Genomic DNA, 18,882 nt, shown 5'->3' with positions numbered 1-18,882 from the left:
TGATTTTAGGGGGGAATACATGAAACCGTACATTGATTTTGGAAAAGAGCTGTTCCGCCGTTTTTCCACAGATGATGTAGCGGGGATGGCCGCTCAGCTCGCGTATTTTTTCCTTTTATCACTGTTTCCGTTCATGATATTCCTCGTGACGCTGCTCGGTTATTTGCAGCTATCAGAGGAGAATGTGCTCAGCTTTCTGCAAATGTACGCACCATCGGAAACATACAGCATGATTGAAGAAAATATCCAGGCTGTCCTTAATAACAAGAATACCGGCTTGCTCTCGATTGGTATCATCGGAACACTTTGGTCGGCTTCAAATGGTGTCAACGCCATTATTCGTGTCTTTAATCGGGCGTATGAAGTGGAAGAAAAACGGTCGTTAGTAGCTGGCAGAATGGTCGCGATTGTGTTGACGATCGCGATGGTGATGGTGATTGCCATCGCGTTACTGTTACCTGTTTTCGGCAAAGCCATCGGTGTTTTTCTATTTTCATTTATCGGGGTTTCCGAGGAATTCACGCAGTTATGGGATGCATTACGATGGGTCATTTCTTCCTTGATTTTTTTGATTGTACTCAGCTTTTTGTATATGACTGCGCCCGACCTGAAAGTGAAGTTCAAAGATACAATAGGCGGTGCTATATTTGCTACCGTATGTTGGCAATTGGTCTCTCTGTTATTTTCTTTTTACGTTTCCAATTTGGGTAACTTCTCCGGAACGTATGGAAGTCTCGGAGGGGTGATTGTTCTGATGATTTGGTTTTACTTATCCGGAATCATTATTATAGTCGGCGGTGAAATAAATGCTATTTTGCGTCGCCGGCGTATAGGCATACAAAACTAATAAAAGGGCTGGCTCATAAGCTTCATGAACCAGCCCTTTGTTGTGTATGCGGATGCTGGGTGGGAATACGGATCGCTTTCCGTGGGCATGGGGTGAGCTTCCTCAGGCTACGCCTTGCGGGATCTCACCGCTCATGTTATTCCCACAGGCGTCTCACCGTTTTCCCATCCACCATACAATCATAAGGTGCTCGAAACGACTTTCCGTAACAGGAAGCTTTGACGGAACAAGCTTTCATACGCGTGATGAAATGTGCTATCGGTTCCCTATAGGCAGATGCGCAACCAAGTGATATCGAGAAGCCTATATGGCAACGGCCCTACACGCCTACAAACATCTCGAAATCGAGTCTTACAGAATTCTACCCTGTAGCGAAAGACTCCGTTTCGAGATAAATATCCGCTTCAAATATCAACAACAAACTTTAACAGAGACTTTATTTTAAAAGTCGCAAACCGTTCAATATGACAAGTATGGTGCTCCCTTCATGCCCGATGACTCCAAGGGGTAGATCGAGCAGTTGAAGGAAATTGGTGATGATTAAAAGCATGATCACACTGATTGAAAAGATGACGTTCTGCTTAACGACTGCGTTCATACGATAAGAAAGTTTAATGGCTTTGGCGATTTTCGGGAGATCATTTTTCATAAGAACTATATCCGCTGTTTCAAGAGCAACATCAGTTCCTTTACCCATTGCAATCCCAACGTTTGCTGTAGCCAGGGCGGGGGCGTCATTAATCCCGTCACCGACCATGGCCACATTGTCGAATGAATCTTTCAAGCGTTTGACTTCTGTAACTTTCTCTTCAGGCAGACACTCAGCGATGTAATGATCGATGCCGGCTTCAGCAGCAATTGCCCGGGCGGTCGTCTCGTTATCTCCAGTCAGCATAATGGTGTACACCCCGTACTTGCGTAATGACTGGATGGCATCTTTTGTTGTTGTTCGGACTGTATCTTTCAACGCAATCAAACCCGCTACTCCGTGCTCATCAGCAGCCACTACTACGGTTTTTCCCTCTTCAGCAAGCTTTGTAGCCAGGTTATCCTCGAACTGATCGACTTGATCCTTCCCGATAAAAGACGGCTTACCGATTTTCCACGTATGGTCATTAACAGTAGCTGTTACACCTTGACCGGAGATAGTATCCATATCTGTGACCTCGACATTATGGAGGTCCAGTGTGGACGTATAATCAACAATGGCTTTAGCAAGCGGGTGATTGGACTGTTTTTCGATGGCATGAATCACCGATATGATTGCGTCAGTCTCGTGCTCATTGCGAAAATAGCTATCGGTTACTTCAGGTTTACCATTCGTTAAGGTGCCTGTTTTGTCGAATGCGATCGCTTGTACGTGAGCTAAATTTTCCAGGTGCATCCCGCCTTTAAATAAGACGCCTTGCCTGGCTCCAGTCGATATGGCCGACAATGTCGCCGGCATGATTGACGCAACCAGGGCACACGGGGAAGCGACGACAAGCAGAATCATCGCCCGGTAGAACGTGTCCATCCAGCTCCAGCCAAACAGAAAATGGGGGAGCACCATCATCACGGCCACCACCGCAAGGATAACTTTTACATACGTCCCTTCAAACCGCTCGATAAAAAGTTGGGAGGGCGATTTTTCACTTTGTGCGGATTGTACTAATTCGATTATTTTCTGAAACAAGGACTCATGGGAGGGTTTCGTCATTTCCACAGTAATGCTCCCGTTTATATTAACGGTCCCGGCGTAAACGTCTGCCTCCTTGTTTTTATGGACGGGCATGGCTTCTCCGGTGATGGTACTTTCATCAATACTTGTGCTACCTTTTACAATGCGTCCATCGGCGGGGACGCGCTCACCCGCTTTGATTAATATGTGATCTCCGATTACAAGCTGAGATACAGGGACCACGCTTTCAGTGTTTTGGCGAATCCTTAACGCTTCTTCAGGCTGAAGACTCATAAGCGATGAGATTTCACGCTGGCTTTTGTTTGATGTATAGGTTTCCAGGGCACCACTGAGCGCAAAGATGAAAATGAGTATGGCCCCTTCTGTCCAATAACCGATCAGAGCTGATCCAATGGCTGCGAAGATCATCAGCATTTCTACATTGAGTTCACGATCTTCTAAAGTTGCCTCTATTCCTTCTTTGGCTTTGGCAAAACCACCAATAATAAAGGCAGCGATATGAAGGGCTGTAAACCAAGATGAAGGGAGCGATCCCTCGAACAACCATGCTGCCAATATGATGAACCCACTAAGTAAAGCAGCAACTAATTCACCGTGCTCTTTCACGTTTGCCCAGTTCATGAAGGAAGAGGGAGAGGGTTCGTTTTGGTAAGAGGGGTGGAGAGAACGGGTTTCAGTCGTCAATTTTCTCAACTCCTTTCATGTAAATGAGAATGAAAACCACATTCAATTAGGATATGTGTGAGTGTGTTTTTTCAATCTAAAAGCATTATTTATAATTATTACAATTTAATACATATTATTATAATATCACAATTAACAAGGGAGTCAAGATTAATTCATCGAGTCTTGCCAAAAATTTTCAACTTGCTTTTTTGGAGCGGAGCGTTTGAAATAGGCACGCGACGTTGCTATATTGTAGGAGTGCTTAACTAAGAAGAAAGGTGGAGAGGAACATTGCGAAACGGTCTTATTGTAATTTTGATGGTCATATCGACAATTATGTTGGCGGCATGTGGTTCTGATAACGAAAACGCTGGCGACAATTCTGATACAGGAGAGGAAAATGAATCTTCTAAGTGGGAAGAACTGCAAGAAAAAGGGGAAATCGTGATAGGCACTTCTGGCACGCTGTATCCCGCTTCTTATTATCCTGAGGATTCGAATGAATTGACGGGTTATGACGTGGAAGTCATGCGGGAAGTAGCGAAACGTCTTGACTTAGATTTATCATTTGAAGAATTCGGGGTAGATAGTTTGTTTTCAGCGATCGAAAACGGACGGGTGGATGCCGTTATCAATGATATGGAAATTACCGAATCCCGGCAGGAAAGATTTTCATTCAGTGATCCTTATAAATATTCGTATTCTACGATGATTGTGCGTGAAGATGATTTGTCTGGAATTGAGGAGCTTGAGGATTTAGAAGGTAAGAAACACGGAGGAGGCGCTACAACTGTTTTTGCTCAAATAGCAGAGCATTTTGGAGCTGAAATTGTTTCTTACGGCAATGTAACGAATGATGTATACTTACGGGATGTGGAAAATGGCCGAACTGATGCCATTATCAACGATTATTATTTACAATCATTAGCATTGAAAGCTCTGCCCAATATTAATGTAAAATTGCATCCTGACCTCCAGTTCCATCCGACGAATTCAGGAATCGTGATGGCGAAGGATGCGTCAAAACTACAGGAAGAAATCAACGCAGCATTGCAGGAAATGAGAGAAGATGGGACGCTGACCGAGATATCGAAAGAATTCTTTGGCGGAAAAGATGCCTCCAAGAAACCTGAAAAAGATATTCGGGAAATAGAAGGTTTGGAATTGTAAGTGGGGGGTCTATTCAATTTCGAAGTCGACAATCTACAAATTGATAAAATGTTCAATGTCGAGCGGGCTTGGGATAATCTCCCGTTCCTGCTGACAGGGGTGCCTTATACATTTTTGATTACGATTGTTGGCATGGCTCTCGGGCTCCTTTTAGGATTTTTTCTGAGTTTGGCTCGCAGCTCCAAGCATCGCATACTGCGGTGGCCGTCCCGCATGTACATTTCGTTTATGCGTGGAACGCCCGTCCTTGTCTTTCTGTTTATACTTTATATGGGGCTGCCTTATTCAGGGATCTATCTTCAGGCAAGTTTAGCCGCGGTGCTGGGATTCGGTTTGAATAGTGCTGCCTATATTGCGGAAGTCAATCGGGCTGCTATGGGCAGCGTGCCGAGAGGGCAGTGGGAATCAGCCCAGGCGATCGGCATGAATTATTGGCAGACCATTCGCCGGATCATCTTGCCCCAGGCTGTGCGGATTGCTGTGCCCCCACTAGGCAACATCTTTTTGGACCTGTTGAAAGCTACATCACTCGCAGCAATGATATCCGTTCCCGAATTATTTAACCAAGCCCAAATTGTAGCAGGGCGGACACAAGACACCATGACGATGTATATCCTTGCAGCCTTGATCTACTGGCCCATGACCATAGTCTTCTCAACCCTGCAAGACTACCTCGAAACCAAGTTCAGCAAACACGTATCTTGAACCGTGTACCTGGTACGAAATCGATATTTTGAAATGAGCCGGGCGTGCCATTTTGGTGCGGTCGGTTGTTTGTTTTGTTTTTGTTTTGGGTTAATCTCTTGATTCTGTAGGGGTTGTCCTTTATGATAGGAAGTGCCATTTTAAATCGTAATGATTATGAATTATTTTGTTGACAATGGAATAATTCGAGGTGAGGGATTAATGATGCAAGAAGACAACTTAGTAGAAATTGAAAACGTTTCGTATAAATATGAGCGGCAATATGCTGTTAAAGATGTCAACATGACGATAAAATCCGGGCAGTTTCTTGGATTGGTTGGGCCGAATGGTTCTGGGAAATCAACCTTAATCAAGCTGATGCTCGGTCTTATCAAGCCTGAGGAGGGGAAAGTCCGGCTATTTGGCCAACCACTACGCCAGTTCAAGCGTTGGCAGGATATCGGTTTTGTCTCCCAAAAAGCGAGCAGCTTTAATTCCGGTTTTCCTGCGACCGTACTTGAAGTCGTGAGAATGGGTCTTGTCTCTAAAATTGGCACATTCAAGTTTTTTCATAAACACCATAAGCAGAAGACGATCGAAGCCTTGAAAACCGTGGACATGGAAGCATACCTTCACTATAATATCGGAGAGCTTTCAGGGGGCCAGCAGCAGCGTGTCTTTATTGCACGGGCTTTGGTCAGTGATCCGAAGCTGTTAATTCTAGATGAACCGACAGTCGGGGTGGATGCGCAGCATGTGGCTGAGTTTTACCACCTCCTAAGAAAACTTAATCGAGAAAAAGGCATCACCTTGCTTATGGTGAGTCATGATATCGGCACGATCACCGAACATGCCACCCATGTGGCATGTATCAATAAGACGGTGCATTTTCATGGAGATACCCAAGAATACAATGAATTTGACAGTGAAGACTTAAACCATTTATACGGGCACGTGGTACAGCAGTTGTCACATAACCACCCTGAGGTGAATGAACGATGATTGAAAGTTTTTTTGAATATGAGTTTCTCCAAAATGCAGCCTTGACAGGTGTTATGATCGGTTTTGTCGCCCCGCTTCTAGGCGTGTTCATCGTCGTTCGCCGGCTCTCCTTGATTGCTGATGCCTTATCTCATATTACGCTGACAGGCATCGCGGCAAGCTTGTTATTAGAGAAGAAGGTCACCGGATTGAATAATTTGAATCCTGTCTATATGGGGATGGTTTTCTCGGTAGGTGGTGCGGTATTGATTGAGCAGCTGCGTAAAGTGTATAAGCATTATGAAGAGCTCGCAATCCCTATTATTTTATCGGGTGGAATCGGGCTTGGCGTCATTCTGATTTCACTTGCTGATGGGTTCAATACAGATTTATTCAGCTATTTATTTGGCAGCGTCACTGCGGTAAGCCGTGATAATATGTGGACCGTAGCCATTATTACAGCTGCCGTTTTAGTAATTGTCATTTTATTTTACAAAGAATTATTCGTGTTATCGTTCGATGAAGAACATGCTTCCATCTCCGGCGTGAACGGCAAATGGATTCATTTTCTTTTTATCGTGATGGTAGCATTAGTCATTGCCTCCGCCATGCAGATTGTAGGTATTTTATTGGTGTCGGCTCTCATGACATTACCTGTTGCGGCAGCCTTGCGAATTGCCAGGAGTTTTAAGCAAACAATTGTCTTGTCCATCGTATTTGGTGAAGTGGCTGTGATTTTCGGTTTGTTTTCTTCCTATCATTTGAGCGTGCCCCCAGGCGGCACGATTGTGATGCTGGCGATTATCCAGTTAATTTTAGCGATGGGATATAAAAAAATCATGGCCCAAAAATGGTTAAAGGGTGAAACGGCATGAATATCGAACGTGCATTACAATTGCTTAAAGAAAAAGGTTATAAACGAACGCGGCAACGTGAACGGATGCTCGAGATATTTACGGGTCAGGATCATTATATTGCTGCGAAAGCCATTTTGAAAAAGATACAAGAAGATTTTCCGAGCGTCAGCTTCGATACCATATACCGCAATCTTTATTTACTGACAGATGAAGAAATCCTTGAAGCTACTGAGCTGGAGGGCGAAAAGCATTTCCGCCTGGCGTGTGACACGTACGGCCATCATCACCATTTCATCTGCACGGATTGCGGTAAAACAAAATCGATCGCATTTTGCCCCATGGAACAAGTGAACGAGAACTTGGCAGAATATGAAGTAGAAAATCATAAATTTGAAATTTATGGCAAGTGCCCGCAATGTCAAGTGTAGGTGTTGAATCGGCGTCATTCTCCCTGCAGAAGAATGACGTCGATTTTTTATAAAAAAGGAGTAATGATTACTATTTACTAAGCGTAACGATTACGATACAATTCTGTTTGGATTGATAGAGAAGGAGGGACATGATGAATAAGAGGAACGTGTTATTATCTGGATTACTACTATTAAGCTTATTCCTCACTGCCTGTTCCGACGAGAGCGCGAATACTGAGGGTTCTGATCCTGATGAAGCCTTACAAATCAACACCACCGTGTATCCGTTAAAATACTTTGCGGAGCGTATTGCTGGTGAGCATGCTGAAGTGTCGTCCATATTACCCGCTGGATCTGATCCGCATTCATATGAACCGACCACGAAAGAAATGGTGAAAATGGCTGAAGCGGACGGGTTTATTTATAATGGCGCCGGACTTGAAAGCTACGCAAAATCGATATCCGATGCGATCGAATCTGAGGATGTCAACATTATGGAGGCGTCCGCTGGCATTGATTTGCACCAGGGTGTCCATAACCGCAGCGGCCAGAAGTCTGAAGATAAGGATCATGCCCATGATGCCGATCACAACCATGAACAGGAGAGCCAAGAAGAAGAACATGGCCATGATCACGGTGATGAGAACCCGCACATCTGGCTTGACCCGCTACGGTCTGTTCAGCTGGCTGAAAATATAAAAAGCATGCTAATCGAACTTAAGCCAGAGCAGGAAGACCAATTTGAGAACAATTTTGCTTCGCTCAAAAAAGATCTGGAACAATTGGATGAACAATTTCACAACCAACTTAAGGATAAGGCTAAAAATGAGCTCATTGTTTCACATGCGGCTTATGGCTACTGGGAAGAAGCCTATGGTCTAGAACAAATTGCTGTTTCAGGTTTAAGCCCTACGAATGAACCTTCGCAGAAAGAAATGGAACATATCATCACCACAGCGGAGGAAAAAAACGTCGAGTACGTTTTATTTGAACAGAATATTACGCCTAAAGTGGCGGATGTCGTTCGCAAAGAAATTGGAGCAGAGCCGCTTCGCCTGCATAATTTATCGGTATTGACCGAAGAGGATATCGAAAAAGGGGAAGATTATATCAGTCTCATGAACCATAATTTGAATGTGCTCAACAAGGCGTTATCCGAGTAATAAAACAGCCGGCCGCTGCGACAAGAAGGGCCGGCTGTTTTATTTTATGTTTCATGTTCGATAACGGCAGGTTCAGATTTTAGTAAAGTCGCCGTTAGCACTAGCAACAGCAGCGCTACGAGCACGTAAAAAAAGGAAATACCCGGGATGGCATCAAGCAATACACCCGTTAGGAATGGCCCTGCGATACTGCCGATGCTGAACGCCATTCCGCACATGATGTTTCCCGCAGGAAGTAATTGCCGAGGCAAAATGTCGGTCATGTAAGAAATTCCGAGCGAATATAAAGAACCGACGCATATGCCGGCGAAGGTGAACAAAATAAACAACCAGACAGTTGAATGCTCCAGCCAGCCTGCAGCAAGAAAAGCAATCGATCCTAATGATACGACCATCAGTATGACTTTCTTTCTGCCGATATGATCACTCAGAGTCCCGAGCGGTATTTGCGAAAGCAGACTGCCTGCTGCGAAACAAGGAATAATGACGGACAACATATTGACATCATGGCCAAGCCGCATCCCATAGACAGGAAATATGCCGTGCAAGGTAGCTTCAAGAAACCCGTAAGTCAATGGAGGGAGGAATGCTACCCACGCATAGCGTGCCGCTTGGGCAAATCGTTTTAAAGAACTGTTGGCGTGAGCTGAGGTGGTCTCACGTTCCGGCCATTCATTCCCCACCCACCACATCGTTCCCCAGACCGTTGCACTTAAGCAGGCGGAGACGATAAAAGGCAGAGCTATATGTATGCTTAGCAGGTTGGTCATTAAAGGGCCGAGTGTAAAACCAACACTGAAAAATAAGCCGTAAAATGCAATGCTTCGCCCCCGGTTTTGGGCTGAAGACGTTGACGTAATCCACGTTTGTGTCCCGAAATGCAACATTTGATCGCCAATACCAATTGTGATTCTCAGCATGAACCAAAACCAAAGTGACTCCCAGATTGGGAACAGGGCAAGCGAAGCGCAAACTAAAGCGCCGCCAATTAAAATGACGGGTTTGTATCCCACTTTTTGCAATGGTTTTTCCATAAATGGGGATGCTACCAATATGCCGATATAGATGCCAGTTGCGTGCAGTCCGTTCAAGGAAGTAGAGGTCCCATTTTGTTCTAGGATGACTGCTAATAAAGGTAAGAGCATACCTTGAGAAAAGCCGGAAATGGTCACGAGACCAATCAGAATCCAAAATCTTTTTTGAACTGAGACCATCAAACCCCTCCTTCAATAAACGTCATCATCACTTTATCGTAACGAAAGCAACGGGGTATCGCAAGAAAAGAACATGTTATTCGCTGAAGTAAAATGGTTATTGTATAATAGAACTAAATAATTATATCGATAAAGGAGTGGTCAATTAATGGACTTTTATCTCAAGGAAAATGGCGTTCGGACTTCATTTGAATACGGTCAGCTCAATGTTTCGGGAGATGAAGAATTCGGTTTCCGCCCTTACCAGCTTATGGTCTCTTCCATAGCGGGCTGCAGCATCGGTGTTTACCGTAAGATTTTGGATAAACAGCGGATTCAATACGAAGATATAAAAGTCATGACCGAAGTGGAACGAAATCCCGATGAAGCCAACCGAATTGAAAAAATCAACCTCCATTTTGTCGTTAAAGGCTACCACTTGAATCAGGACAAGCTTTTGAAAAATTTGGAAACGTCCAGTAAGAATTGTTCCATGGTGCAATCAGTTAAGGGTAGTATCGAAGTGAATGAAACATTAGAGTGTATCCAATTAAGTTGAGACACAAAAGGGGAGTTATCCATTGAGATAAACTCCCTTTTTTTGTGTCCTCAACCACTTGATGGATGCTGTGCCCATGTATAATTGCCGCCAATTTTCAAAAGCTATACAAAAATGAAAGGTGGCAACCTGTCATGAAAAAAGGGTTGATGATCTTATTAGGTTTTATGCTCCTGTTCAGCTTTATGGAGCCGCTTACTTCCTATGCAAAAGATAAAGAAACAAAAGGGGAACTCCCCAGTCATGTGTTGAATATCTCTAAGGATAATACCTATCCGAATTCAACTGAAGATCAAATTGTATTAGAGCCAAGTGAAATGACGAAAGAATTGCTCGACGATGCTGATGTTAAAATTACAAACCCTGAACTTGTGGAAATGCTCAATGAGTCCACTTTGAAACCTTCGCCTATTGCGATTGGATATCGCGGCGAGATTTTTCTGGGGCGTTGGCCGTTAGCTTATCACTCCAAGGAAACAAGCATTAATTGGGAATATCAGGATATCAACAGCAACCAACTTAACAATCAAGGGTCTCAAGCCAATGAGAAGATCAGCTATATGCAAAAAGAAGAAAAACACATTAAAGGTGGATTAACTGCCAAAATCAATCAAGCTGATCAAGTCAAGAAACTGATCCTTCTGGAAGCTCAGCAAAATACGAAATTACCACTGGCTTTCCATACCGTTATCGGACAAGGGTCGAAACAAAATAATACGTATGGCGTTCCGATCAACAAAACAGGCATCCTTAACGCATACGCACCTGCCGTCAATGAAAAAGGTGAAATCGCATTTGGCGAAGTTTATTTGAAACTAAAAGGATCGAAGAAAGAATTAATCGTGAAAAATGTGGCCAATCAAGGGATTGGCGCCTGGATCCCCATTCAGGACCACGTGAGTTTCTCTTACAACGTACAATAATTCATCCGCCTATTCCAGATTATCTTTCTGGGGGGCGGATTTTAATTCGATTCGTTGTTCGGCCAGCTCGATTTGATGCTCATAAAGGGTTTCTGCCATTATGCGGCGTGTTTCTTTCGAAGCTGTCCAATAGACAAGATCACTGACTAAACCGGTGACAGTATATTGATAACCGCGATTCTCATGATTTAGAGAAGACATCCCGTACAGTTGAAAGGGTTCAAAAGGTCGATCAGTTAAATCCTTTTTTAAATATGTCCCGAGCTCGTCATTGAGTCGATTACACGCTTGATGCAGAATATCAAACATTTTTTTGGGATCTTCATGAAAATTGGTCGTAATATGCTCGATGACCCGCATATGTTCGAAGTTGTAGTTTTCAATAGTTTTGATCTGACCATTGCTCATGGTCAGTAGTTTTCCGCTCCATTCCCGGATTTTTAAGAACCTTAAACCGATGTCTTCCACATTGCCGTGATGCTCGCTGTTGACGGTGACAAAATCGCCTTTATGCAGCTGTTTTTCATACAGAAGGAACAACCCGGCAAAAAAATCGCGAATGAGGTTTTGTGCGCCAAAACCGACGATAATACCGATGACCCCGGCACCAGCTAATATTTTGGTGATCGGAACATCCAATACTTCTAGAACAAAAATGATATAACCGAATGTTGCGGCGTAACCAATGATTGAGTTGATCATGGATTCCAGCGTTTTTTCTTTTCGCTCTTCTATGAATTCAGTTTTTTTAAAGAAAGAGTGGATGAGGCGGCGAAGGATAAAGACGATCAGGATAAAAACGAGTGCGCCTCCCACAATCCAGCCTGCTAATGATAAGAAATCAAACTGCTCAAGATTCATGTATGTGCCTCCTAACAATGCGTCTATTATAGCATGAATGCCCCTTTAGTTAGAATATAGACAAAACCATGTAATTTTACTAAGATAAAGCAAGTAGACGCAAGAGCCAAAGGAGCAATGTAAAATGACTCAGCAAGAAAAACTGGAAGACTTAAAAAGCAGACTATCCTTGTTCATGATTCGATTAGATAGCTTGGATCCGGAAGAAACGTCGGTTGAAGACGTTGATCGTTTGATTCGCATGATCGAAGAAGTAGAAGCGGGATTAAAATAACTAACTGTTTCCGTTAGAATTGTCCCAAAATAAATGGCGTTTTCATGGAAAGGCGGCTCACGCAGAAGGTGAATCTTGACGAAAGACTCTGCGCACATTCCCGATTCATGATGATTTGTCGAAAAATAGGGGGAGAGCTGATGGAAGGTTTGATCTTTTTAATTTCACCTGTGATCGGTTTTACCATGATGCTCTACTTAATCATGATATTCGTACGTATGAGCGCTGGTAAAAAGGTCACAAAACATCAACTGGTTCCTTTCTGTCTAACGTGTGCAGCCGTCATCTTCATTCTGATTTATGTGAGTTGAGAAAAAAACTTGATTTTTTCTTACCCTATCTTTATCATGGTAAATCGTTAATGAGTTACCATGTGACAAGTTAAAGATAGGGAGGCGTTGTTATGGCTTGGGCTGTAATTATTTCCGTCCTGGTGATGACTGTGCTCAGTTTGCTCAGGATTAACGTCATTATTGCCATTCTTGCAGCGGCATTGACGGCAGGCGTCATGACAGGCGAGGGGTTAATCGATTCTGTTGAGTTACTGGTCGACGGTATGGGCGAACAAGCCAGCGTTGCCTTAAGTTATGTATTACTTGGGGCGTTTGCTGTTACGATCAGTTATTCAGGTATTACGGGATTATTTGTCAGGTATTTGATTCGTGTTTTAAAAGATAAACGGACATTTCTTGTTTTAGTATTAGCAGGGGTAGCATGCTTATCTCAGAACGTTATACCCGTTCATATTGCATTTATTCCGATACTTATACCACCGCTCCTTCATGTATTTGACCGATTGAAGCTTGATCGTCGTGCCGTAGCGTCTGCATTGACCTTCGGTTTGAAAGCGCCTTATGTGATGCTGCCCGTCGGTTTCGGTCTCCTCTTTCATGAAACCATCCAGACGGCTATGGAAAATAACGGGATGACGCTAGGCATATCTTCCATCGCGCAATCGTTGATTTTACCGGGCTCCGGTATGATTGTCGGCTTGTTGATCGCCGTATTGATCACGTATCGTCGACCGAGAGAAGCGCAGGAGCGCGATCTGAATGCGATTGAATTTAAGGATGAGTCAGTGGAGTATTCAGAGCAGCCGAGGTTCGGGATGACGCATAGTTTTACATTAATGGCTATTGTAGTGGCGCTGTTTATTCAGGCATTTTGGGAAAATCTGATATTAGCTGCACTAGCCGGGTTGATTTTAATGTTTGTATTTCGGGTCGTGCCTCATAATCTTGGCGATAAAGTCGTATCTGACGGCATTGGCATGATGGGAACCATTGCGTTTGTGATGCTAGTTTCGGCAGGATATGCCAATGTCTTGAAATCGACAGGTTCAGTGACAGCATTGGTTGAAAAAAGTTCTGCCATACTTGGAGACAATCATGCCTTGATTGCGTTTGCACTGCTTTCAGTCGGTCTCATTGTAACGATGGGCATAGGATCGTCATTCGCCACTGTTCCCATTTTGGCGTCCTTGTTCGTGCCGATCTGCCTCAGTGTCGGTTTTTCGCCGATGGCTACAGCTGCTTTGATTGGAACGTCCAGCGCTTTAGGAGATGCAGGCTCACCAGCTTCAGATAGCACGTTAGGCCCGACTTCAGGGCTGAATGCTGACGGTCGGCATCATCATATCTGGGACACCTGTGTGCCGACATTCCTTCACTTTAATATTCCGTTGTTCATTTTTGGGTGGGCAGCAGCCTTAATCCTCTAGGTGATGGTACATGTTACCATCACCCTTTTTTTATATTATCGACAGTTTAGTTGCACACTAAGCAAAAAAGTGAGGGCTATTTATGAAGATTAAATGGTGCTTAATCATAACCCTGATGTTAACGGTTGTTTTGCCTCATTCAGTCTCAGCAGCCGGCTGGGGATATAAGAAAAACAAAGGAGAACTGCCTGAAGTCGGAAAATATCAAGACATGATTGAAAAGCATGATGGCATTTTTGCAGATCTTTCGGGTGATAAAGTCGTGTACTTGACCTTTGATAACGGGTATGAAGCGGGATACACCCCGATGGTATTAGACACGCTGAAAAAGAAAAATGTACCTGCCACGTTTTTTGTCACTGGCCATTATTTGAACAGCGCCCCCGAACTTGTTCAGCGCATGGTCAAGGAAGGGCATATTATCGGAAATCATTCGTGGAACCACCCTGATTTAACGACGCTTTCTCAAGCGAAGTTGGAAGAGGAATTGAAGCGGGTTGATGAAAAGGTAGCCGAACTGACCGCTCAAGATTCGATTACATTCTTGCGCCCTCCTAAGGGCACGTTCGATGACCAATCTTTGCAAATGACAAGGGAGCTTGGCTATATACATGCTTTTTGGTCGATTGCTTTTGTTGATTGGGAAACAGACAAACAAAAGGGCTGGGAATATGCTTATAACAGTGTTGTCGATCAACTGCACCCTGGGGCAGTCATCTTACTCCACACGGTCGCCAAAGATAATGCTGAAGCGCTTGAACACCTTATTGACGAATTACACAAGCAAGGTTACACATTTAAAAGCCTTGATCACTTGATGATGAAAAAACTGCTTCCTTTCCCCGTTTATGGCATGTAACCCATGATGAGCCGCCTTTAGCGTGGCTCATTTTTTATGCACGCCTAAACGCGCTCTTTTGACAAACGGCCCCATTCAACCAATAATAGCCATAAGACGAAACACCCGGCTCTTTTCTAAATTCCGATTTTGTACCAGGTATGGAAAATAAGGGGGATAATCATGTGGAAGGTTCGGCTCCGTTTAGGGGAGTTGTTTGATTTTGATTTTACGCTGTTGAGGTGGTCGATGGATCCTTTGGTGTATCTTAGCTTACAGGATAGATGGGTGAAGCTTCCGGTTAAATTAGACAATGATAAGCATATTTTACATGTTCAAGCTGTCGGGAAGGATGAAACAGTTTTAGAAGTGACTAGTGACAGTTATGACGCAAAGGAGGCATTAATTCATTACGCCCAGGATCTATTTATGGCAGACACTCATCACGAACAGATCCAATCACATTTTTTAAATACGAATTTAGCCCAGCTTTTCAATCGATACCGCGGAACGCCCATCGTCAAAGATTTCCAGCTTTATGATTGTCTGATGAAGACTATCATTCACCAGCAGCTTAATATGAAATTTGCTTACACATTGACGTCACGCTTTGTCGAACGTTATGGAGAACAAAAGGATGGGGTGTGGTTTTATCCAGACCCAGCAGTCGTGGCCAATTTGAACTATGATGAGTTGAGAAGTTTACAATTCAGTCAGCGAAAATCTGAATATGTCATCGATATTTCCCGTGCAATTGAAGCGGGGCATTTGCATTTAGAATCACTAGCGTGGTTACCCGATTCAGAAATCATGACCCAATTGGTTAAGTATAGGGGGATCGGCCCGTGGACTGTCCAGTGTTGGCTATTATTTGGCCTGGGAAGGACAGATTTGCTTCCGAAGGGGGACATTGGCATACAGAATGCTATGAAGCGTTATTTTGCCATGGAGAAGAAGCCAACCCCCTCAGAAATGGATAGCCTAAGTGAACAATGGACACCCTACAGAAGTTTTGCTGCTCTTACACTGTGGAGGAGTATCGAAGGCTGAAACTGACTGGAGAAATTGCTGAAATGAATAAATAATATACTATTTTGATATTTTTGATAGCTTTCTTACCCTTATCATATCAGCACTTCTATTTTTCTTGACAAAATTCGGCATTTATTTTGCTTTGAACTTGCTGAAAACATGTGCAAATTTTTAACGATATGCGTTATAATGAAAAATGTGTTGGAAAAATATGAGTTATTAGCTGATATAAGTAAAGCTCAAATTAGAGGAGTGAGGCTTCGAAATGGTGTTGCACGAAGGGAATGCATTGCTTATTCAAGAAGAAGAAGCATTAAAAATTTTAGAATTACACCATGATCCCGCATGTATTGTAAATTTGCATGGGGAAGAAGTAATATGTAACTCATCTATGATGAATGTTCTTAATAAAGAAACCAATAGCATGTCTCTACAGGATTGGTTAAATGAATTTTATAGCAAGGATCAATCCGATGTTTACCACGCCCTTTACCACATCTCTTCGCAAAAAGATTTCAAAATCAAAGCGCGTTTTAAGTATTCATCGCACCCCGAATTTGCAGATTGCAAATTTACGCATTTTTCTCGCGGACGTATTGCAGCAGTTTTTTCTATGCCTAAACGCACGGAACAATTCCACTTAACTAAATCTACTCCTTTCAAAGAGAGTGTGGGGGCCTATCATTATTCAACCGCACAACTGACGCTACCATACGAAAATTCAGGGCAGCACTATCTATTTGATTATACAAACAACAATGTGAACGAGGTTCAATATCAGCTAGCAGATATGGTGGAAAAATTCCCTCATGCTTTAGCCATCATCAGTAACGATTGGGAAATCGTGTATGCGAACCCCGAAATGGAAAGCCTCACACAGAAAAAATTAGAAAATCACTATAAGCAAAAGCTGTGGGAAGTGTTTCCTGTTGAAGACTATCACGAACTGTTTCGCCACTACCTGAGAGCCATGGAAACGAAAGAAACGGTGGAGTTTGAAGGGTACCTGAATCAGTTAGGTGTCCACATCCAGATGACTGTGCACCCTACAAGTGATGGATTGACGATTTTTGCACGGAACCTGACCTCCTACTATAAGCAAATTCAGGCCCTGAAACGCTCAGAGGAGAGGTTTTCGTTATTGGCTCATAATATAAAGGAAGTTTTTTGGATTACGGATCCTTCTTTCGAAAAATTCCACTACATCAGTCCGCCCTTTGAGGACATGTTTCATATGCATCCGAATGAAATTATCGAGGATCCTTTCTTGATTTATCATCTCATCCACCCCGAAGACAGAGAACGGGTTTGTGAAGAAGTGATGCTGATGCAGCAGCGTAAGCATTCGATTGAGTATCGGATCCAAACACAAAATCACCAGGTCAAATGGATTCGGACAAGAGGATTTCCGGTCAATCAAGAGGGGCACAAGTATATTATCGGAATACATGAAGATGTGACCCATTCAAGAGAAATAGAAAGTTTAGAACTGAATTCAAGACAATTACAGACCATTACACAAATGTCGGCTGGTATCGCCCATGAAATCAAAAATCCGTTAACAGCCATTAAAGGCTTTGTACAAATTGGCGCAGCTAACCCAGACCTTCGGGATAATTATAATGACATTATCATAAATGAACTCAGCAGGATAGAAACCATTGTGAACGATTTTATGATGCTCTCCAATCCGAAATCCACGATCGAACTACAACCCATTCATCTTGGAGAAATAGTGGGTTATGTATTGCAATTGTTTAAATCGGTATTGGAGCAAAACCAGATGTTTGTCGAATCTTATGTCAGCAGTAGTGATGCGGTTATTTACACCGAACCGAAGCGGCTGAAGCAAATTTTGGTTAACTTGATCAAAAATGCCCTGGAGTCGATGGGGGAAAGAGGTCGTTTGGTTATTCATGCTGAGCAAGATAACGAAGGTATTTGTCTTAAAGTGAAGGACGATGGAGAAGGGCTCACTGACGAACAAATGCAAAAGCTCGGGGAACCTTTTTTTACTACAAAAAAAGAGGGGACTGGCTTAGGCGTTATGGTCACGAAGAAAATGGTGGCGGATTTGAATGGTACGATCAATTATGAAAGTGTTATTCATAAGGGTACGACGGTCGTAGTGCGCCTTCCTTTACAACACGAAGGGGTCTGTCATGAATAACGCTCTGTAATTTAATAAAGAAAAATGTCGTATTTCCCGGGGAATACGACAATTTTCTTGCTGTCTAGGAAATGATAAAATTTGGCCCTGTGGATAACACATCCCTCATAAGCCACGTCCGGCTCAAGCGCCCAGCTCTTCGCGACATAAGCAACCTACCCTGCGGAAGGACAAACCACCTTCCTCCTGGTGTTTTGCATATGCGTGCCGGAGCTTCCGGTGCGCTTGCGCATTTGTTCTTTGCAGTTAATTTTGAATGTTAGCGATATAACGGATCTCTTTTCCATCCAATAATGCGATAATGATGTGATCTTCACTGGAGGTGTACAGCTTCGTCCCGACCGGCAGAATGGTAGCCATGAAGTTTTTCAGCTCATCATTGCGTTGATAGACACCTTGAATTTCACCAATTAGTTTTCCTTTTTCAAGGTCAGCAGTTTGGATCCACTCTACATCTCGATCATAGATGATGTTTTTTAGTCTGATTAAATCTGCGTTGGGATTGTCTTCTAAAAGTTCACTCGGGTCAGTGAAGGCCTGGGCATGGAGCCCCTTTTCCTTGTGTTCATTGCCAAGGAGTTGTTCAGAACATCCTGTAAGAACTAGCATGATAAGGCCGGCAAATACGAGAATAAATCGATTCAAAACTTCCACCTCCTGTAAATTTCCTTAAGTTTAGCAAAGCTTTCGCTTCCGAAAATCTGCTATTAGCCCTAGTGAATGATTCAGTTTTGACAGTATGAATTTTTGAAATCTTTATGTTCCGTTGAGACAGGCGTTCAATTACGAGTGGTTCTGAGAAAATGGCGTGTTACTATGTTATGTGTTAATTCACTCGTTAACTTCTAAATTA

The 18,882-nt window shown here is 43.3% G+C and carries 19 protein-coding genes; 15 read left to right on the top strand and 4 right to left on the bottom strand.

The annotated features are described in order from the left end of the window. The first annotated feature begins 19 nt into the window (after positions 1-19). Complete coding sequence (locus HOP45_RS18900; RefSeq protein WP_181350937.1) at positions 20-847, top strand: YihY/virulence factor BrkB family protein; 828 nt, start codon at positions 20-22, stop codon at positions 845-847. Positions 848-1,283: 436 nt separating this feature from the next. Here the strand turns inward: HOP45_RS18900 and HOP45_RS18895 are convergent, their stop codons facing one another. Beyond that, on the bottom strand, positions 1,284-3,212 hold the full coding sequence (locus HOP45_RS18895) for a heavy metal translocating P-type ATPase (protein WP_255437763.1): 1,929 nt from the start codon (positions 3,210-3,212) through the stop codon (positions 1,284-1,286). Between the two features lie 273 nt (positions 3,213-3,485). Here HOP45_RS18895 and HOP45_RS18890 point away from each other — a divergent pair, with 273 nt between their 5' ends. From HOP45_RS18890 to HOP45_RS18865, 6 genes are all read left to right on the top strand, one after another. Further along, complete coding sequence (locus tag HOP45_RS18890) at positions 3,486-4,364, top strand: transporter substrate-binding domain-containing protein (RefSeq protein WP_181350936.1); 879 nt, start codon at positions 3,486-3,488, stop codon at positions 4,362-4,364. 48 nt (positions 4,365-4,412) lie between these two features. Continuing rightward, positions 4,413-5,069, top strand: coding sequence for an amino acid ABC transporter permease (locus HOP45_RS18885; protein ID WP_181350982.1), 657 nt, complete (start codon positions 4,413-4,415; stop codon positions 5,067-5,069). A gap of 201 nt (positions 5,070-5,270) precedes the next feature. Then, positions 5,271-6,050, top strand: coding sequence for a metal ABC transporter ATP-binding protein (locus HOP45_RS18880; RefSeq protein WP_181350935.1), 780 nt, complete (start codon positions 5,271-5,273; stop codon positions 6,048-6,050). Further along, positions 6,047-6,904, top strand: coding sequence for a metal ABC transporter permease (locus HOP45_RS18875; protein WP_181350934.1), 858 nt, complete (start codon positions 6,047-6,049; stop codon positions 6,902-6,904). The genes HOP45_RS18880 and HOP45_RS18875 overlap by 4 nt, the downstream gene beginning before the upstream one ends. After that, positions 6,901-7,314: a Fur family transcriptional regulator gene (locus HOP45_RS18870; protein WP_181350933.1), complete on the top strand. Its 414-nt coding sequence runs from the start codon at positions 6,901-6,903 to the stop codon at positions 7,312-7,314. The genes HOP45_RS18875 and HOP45_RS18870 overlap by 4 nt, the downstream gene beginning before the upstream one ends. 134 nt (positions 7,315-7,448) lie before the next feature. Then, positions 7,449-8,459, top strand: coding sequence for a metal ABC transporter solute-binding protein, Zn/Mn family (locus HOP45_RS18865; protein ID WP_181350932.1), 1,011 nt, complete (start codon positions 7,449-7,451; stop codon positions 8,457-8,459). A 44-nt stretch (positions 8,460-8,503) separates the two neighbouring features. Here HOP45_RS18865 and HOP45_RS18860 read toward each other — a convergent pair whose 3' ends face one another. Beyond that, complete coding sequence (locus HOP45_RS18860; protein WP_181350931.1) at positions 8,504-9,673, bottom strand: MFS transporter; 1,170 nt, start codon at positions 9,671-9,673, stop codon at positions 8,504-8,506. A 148-nt stretch (positions 9,674-9,821) separates the two neighbouring features. On the opposite strand from HOP45_RS18860, the gene HOP45_RS18855 reads away from it, so the two are divergent. Together HOP45_RS18855 and HOP45_RS18850 are read left to right on the top strand one after the other, a co-directional pair. After that, positions 9,822-10,211 (top strand): OsmC family protein, encoded by a 390-nt coding sequence (locus tag HOP45_RS18855; protein WP_181350930.1) that lies wholly within the window; start codon positions 9,822-9,824, stop codon positions 10,209-10,211. 134 nt (positions 10,212-10,345) lie between these two features. Next, a complete protein-coding gene (locus HOP45_RS18850; RefSeq protein WP_181350929.1) occupies positions 10,346-11,134 on the top strand; it encodes a YfkD famly protein in 789 nt (262 codons plus the stop codon). A gap of 9 nt (positions 11,135-11,143) precedes the next feature. Here HOP45_RS18850 and HOP45_RS18845 read toward each other — a convergent pair whose 3' ends face one another. Then, on the bottom strand, positions 11,144-11,995 hold the full coding sequence (locus HOP45_RS18845; protein WP_181350928.1) for a mechanosensitive ion channel family protein: 852 nt from the start codon (positions 11,993-11,995) through the stop codon (positions 11,144-11,146). A 124-nt stretch (positions 11,996-12,119) separates the two neighbouring features. On the opposite strand from HOP45_RS18845, the gene HOP45_RS18840 reads away from it, so the two are divergent. From HOP45_RS18840 to HOP45_RS18815, 6 genes are all read left to right on the top strand, one after another. Next, positions 12,120-12,269, top strand: a complete 150-nt coding sequence (locus HOP45_RS18840; RefSeq protein WP_181350927.1) for an SE1561 family protein — start codon at positions 12,120-12,122, stop codon at positions 12,267-12,269. Between the two features lie 140 nt (positions 12,270-12,409). After that, entirely contained in the window at positions 12,410-12,580 is a 171-nt protein-coding gene (locus HOP45_RS18835; RefSeq protein ID WP_181350926.1) for a hypothetical protein, read from the top strand. A gap of 92 nt (positions 12,581-12,672) precedes the next feature. After that, positions 12,673-13,989, top strand: a complete 1,317-nt coding sequence (locus tag HOP45_RS18830; protein WP_181350925.1) for a Na+/H+ antiporter family protein — start codon at positions 12,673-12,675, stop codon at positions 13,987-13,989. A gap of 82 nt (positions 13,990-14,071) precedes the next feature. Next, complete coding sequence (pdaA, locus tag HOP45_RS18825) at positions 14,072-14,848, top strand: delta-lactam-biosynthetic de-N-acetylase (RefSeq protein WP_181350924.1); 777 nt, start codon at positions 14,072-14,074, stop codon at positions 14,846-14,848. A gap of 162 nt (positions 14,849-15,010) precedes the next feature. Beyond that, complete coding sequence (locus tag HOP45_RS18820) at positions 15,011-15,877, top strand: DNA-3-methyladenine glycosylase family protein (protein WP_181350923.1); 867 nt, start codon at positions 15,011-15,013, stop codon at positions 15,875-15,877. A 247-nt stretch (positions 15,878-16,124) separates the two neighbouring features. Beyond that, positions 16,125-18,029 (top strand): ATP-binding protein, encoded by a 1,905-nt coding sequence (locus HOP45_RS18815; RefSeq protein WP_181350922.1) that lies wholly within the window; start codon positions 16,125-16,127, stop codon positions 18,027-18,029. 246 nt (positions 18,030-18,275) lie between these two features. On the opposite strand, the gene HOP45_RS18810 is transcribed toward HOP45_RS18815, so the two are convergent. Beyond that, a complete protein-coding gene (locus HOP45_RS18810) occupies positions 18,276-18,674 on the bottom strand; it encodes a hypothetical protein (protein ID WP_181350921.1) in 399 nt (132 codons plus the stop codon). Positions 18,675-18,882 lie beyond the last annotated feature (208 nt).

Origin of the sequence: Thalassobacillus sp. CUG 92003 (genome assembly GCF_013618635.1) — a bacterium.
GTDB lineage: Bacteria > Bacillota > Bacilli > Bacillales > Halobacillaceae > CUG-92003.
This window is presented reverse-complemented; position numbering and strand designations above follow the sequence as displayed.

What these genes read in the sequence shown, in the direction of transcription:
- HOP45_RS18900 (WP_181350937.1), top strand. Translation starts at nt 20, where the DNA reads ATGAAACCGTACATTGATTTTGGAAAAGAGCTGTTCCGCCGTTTTTCC.
- HOP45_RS18885 (WP_181350982.1), top strand. Translation starts at nt 4,413, where the DNA reads ATGTTCAATGTCGAGCGGGCTTGGGATAATCTCCCGTTCCTGCTGACA.
- HOP45_RS18880 (WP_181350935.1), top strand. Translation starts at nt 5,271, where the DNA reads ATGATGCAAGAAGACAACTTAGTAGAAATTGAAAACGTTTCGTATAAA.
- HOP45_RS18875 (WP_181350934.1), top strand. Translation starts at nt 6,047, where the DNA reads ATGATTGAAAGTTTTTTTGAATATGAGTTTCTCCAAAATGCAGCCTTG.
- HOP45_RS18870 (WP_181350933.1), top strand. Translation starts at nt 6,901, where the DNA reads ATGAATATCGAACGTGCATTACAATTGCTTAAAGAAAAAGGTTATAAA.
- HOP45_RS18865 (WP_181350932.1), top strand. Translation starts at nt 7,449, where the DNA reads ATGAATAAGAGGAACGTGTTATTATCTGGATTACTACTATTAAGCTTA.
- HOP45_RS18860 (WP_181350931.1), bottom strand. Translation starts at nt 9,673, where the DNA reads ATGGTCTCAGTTCAAAAAAGATTTTGGATTCTGATTGGTCTCGTGACC.
- HOP45_RS18855 (WP_181350930.1), top strand. Translation starts at nt 9,822, where the DNA reads ATGGACTTTTATCTCAAGGAAAATGGCGTTCGGACTTCATTTGAATAC.
- HOP45_RS18850 (WP_181350929.1), top strand. Translation starts at nt 10,346, where the DNA reads ATGAAAAAAGGGTTGATGATCTTATTAGGTTTTATGCTCCTGTTCAGC.
- HOP45_RS18845 (WP_181350928.1), bottom strand. Translation starts at nt 11,995, where the DNA reads ATGAATCTTGAGCAGTTTGATTTCTTATCATTAGCAGGCTGGATTGTG.
- HOP45_RS18840 (WP_181350927.1), top strand. Translation starts at nt 12,120, where the DNA reads ATGACTCAGCAAGAAAAACTGGAAGACTTAAAAAGCAGACTATCCTTG.
- HOP45_RS18835 (WP_181350926.1), top strand. Translation starts at nt 12,410, where the DNA reads ATGGAAGGTTTGATCTTTTTAATTTCACCTGTGATCGGTTTTACCATG.
- HOP45_RS18830 (WP_181350925.1), top strand. Translation starts at nt 12,673, where the DNA reads ATGGCTTGGGCTGTAATTATTTCCGTCCTGGTGATGACTGTGCTCAGT.
- pdaA (WP_181350924.1), top strand. Translation starts at nt 14,072, where the DNA reads ATGAAGATTAAATGGTGCTTAATCATAACCCTGATGTTAACGGTTGTT.
- HOP45_RS18820 (WP_181350923.1), top strand. Translation starts at nt 15,011, where the DNA reads ATGTGGAAGGTTCGGCTCCGTTTAGGGGAGTTGTTTGATTTTGATTTT.
- HOP45_RS18815 (WP_181350922.1), top strand. Translation starts at nt 16,125, where the DNA reads ATGGTGTTGCACGAAGGGAATGCATTGCTTATTCAAGAAGAAGAAGCA.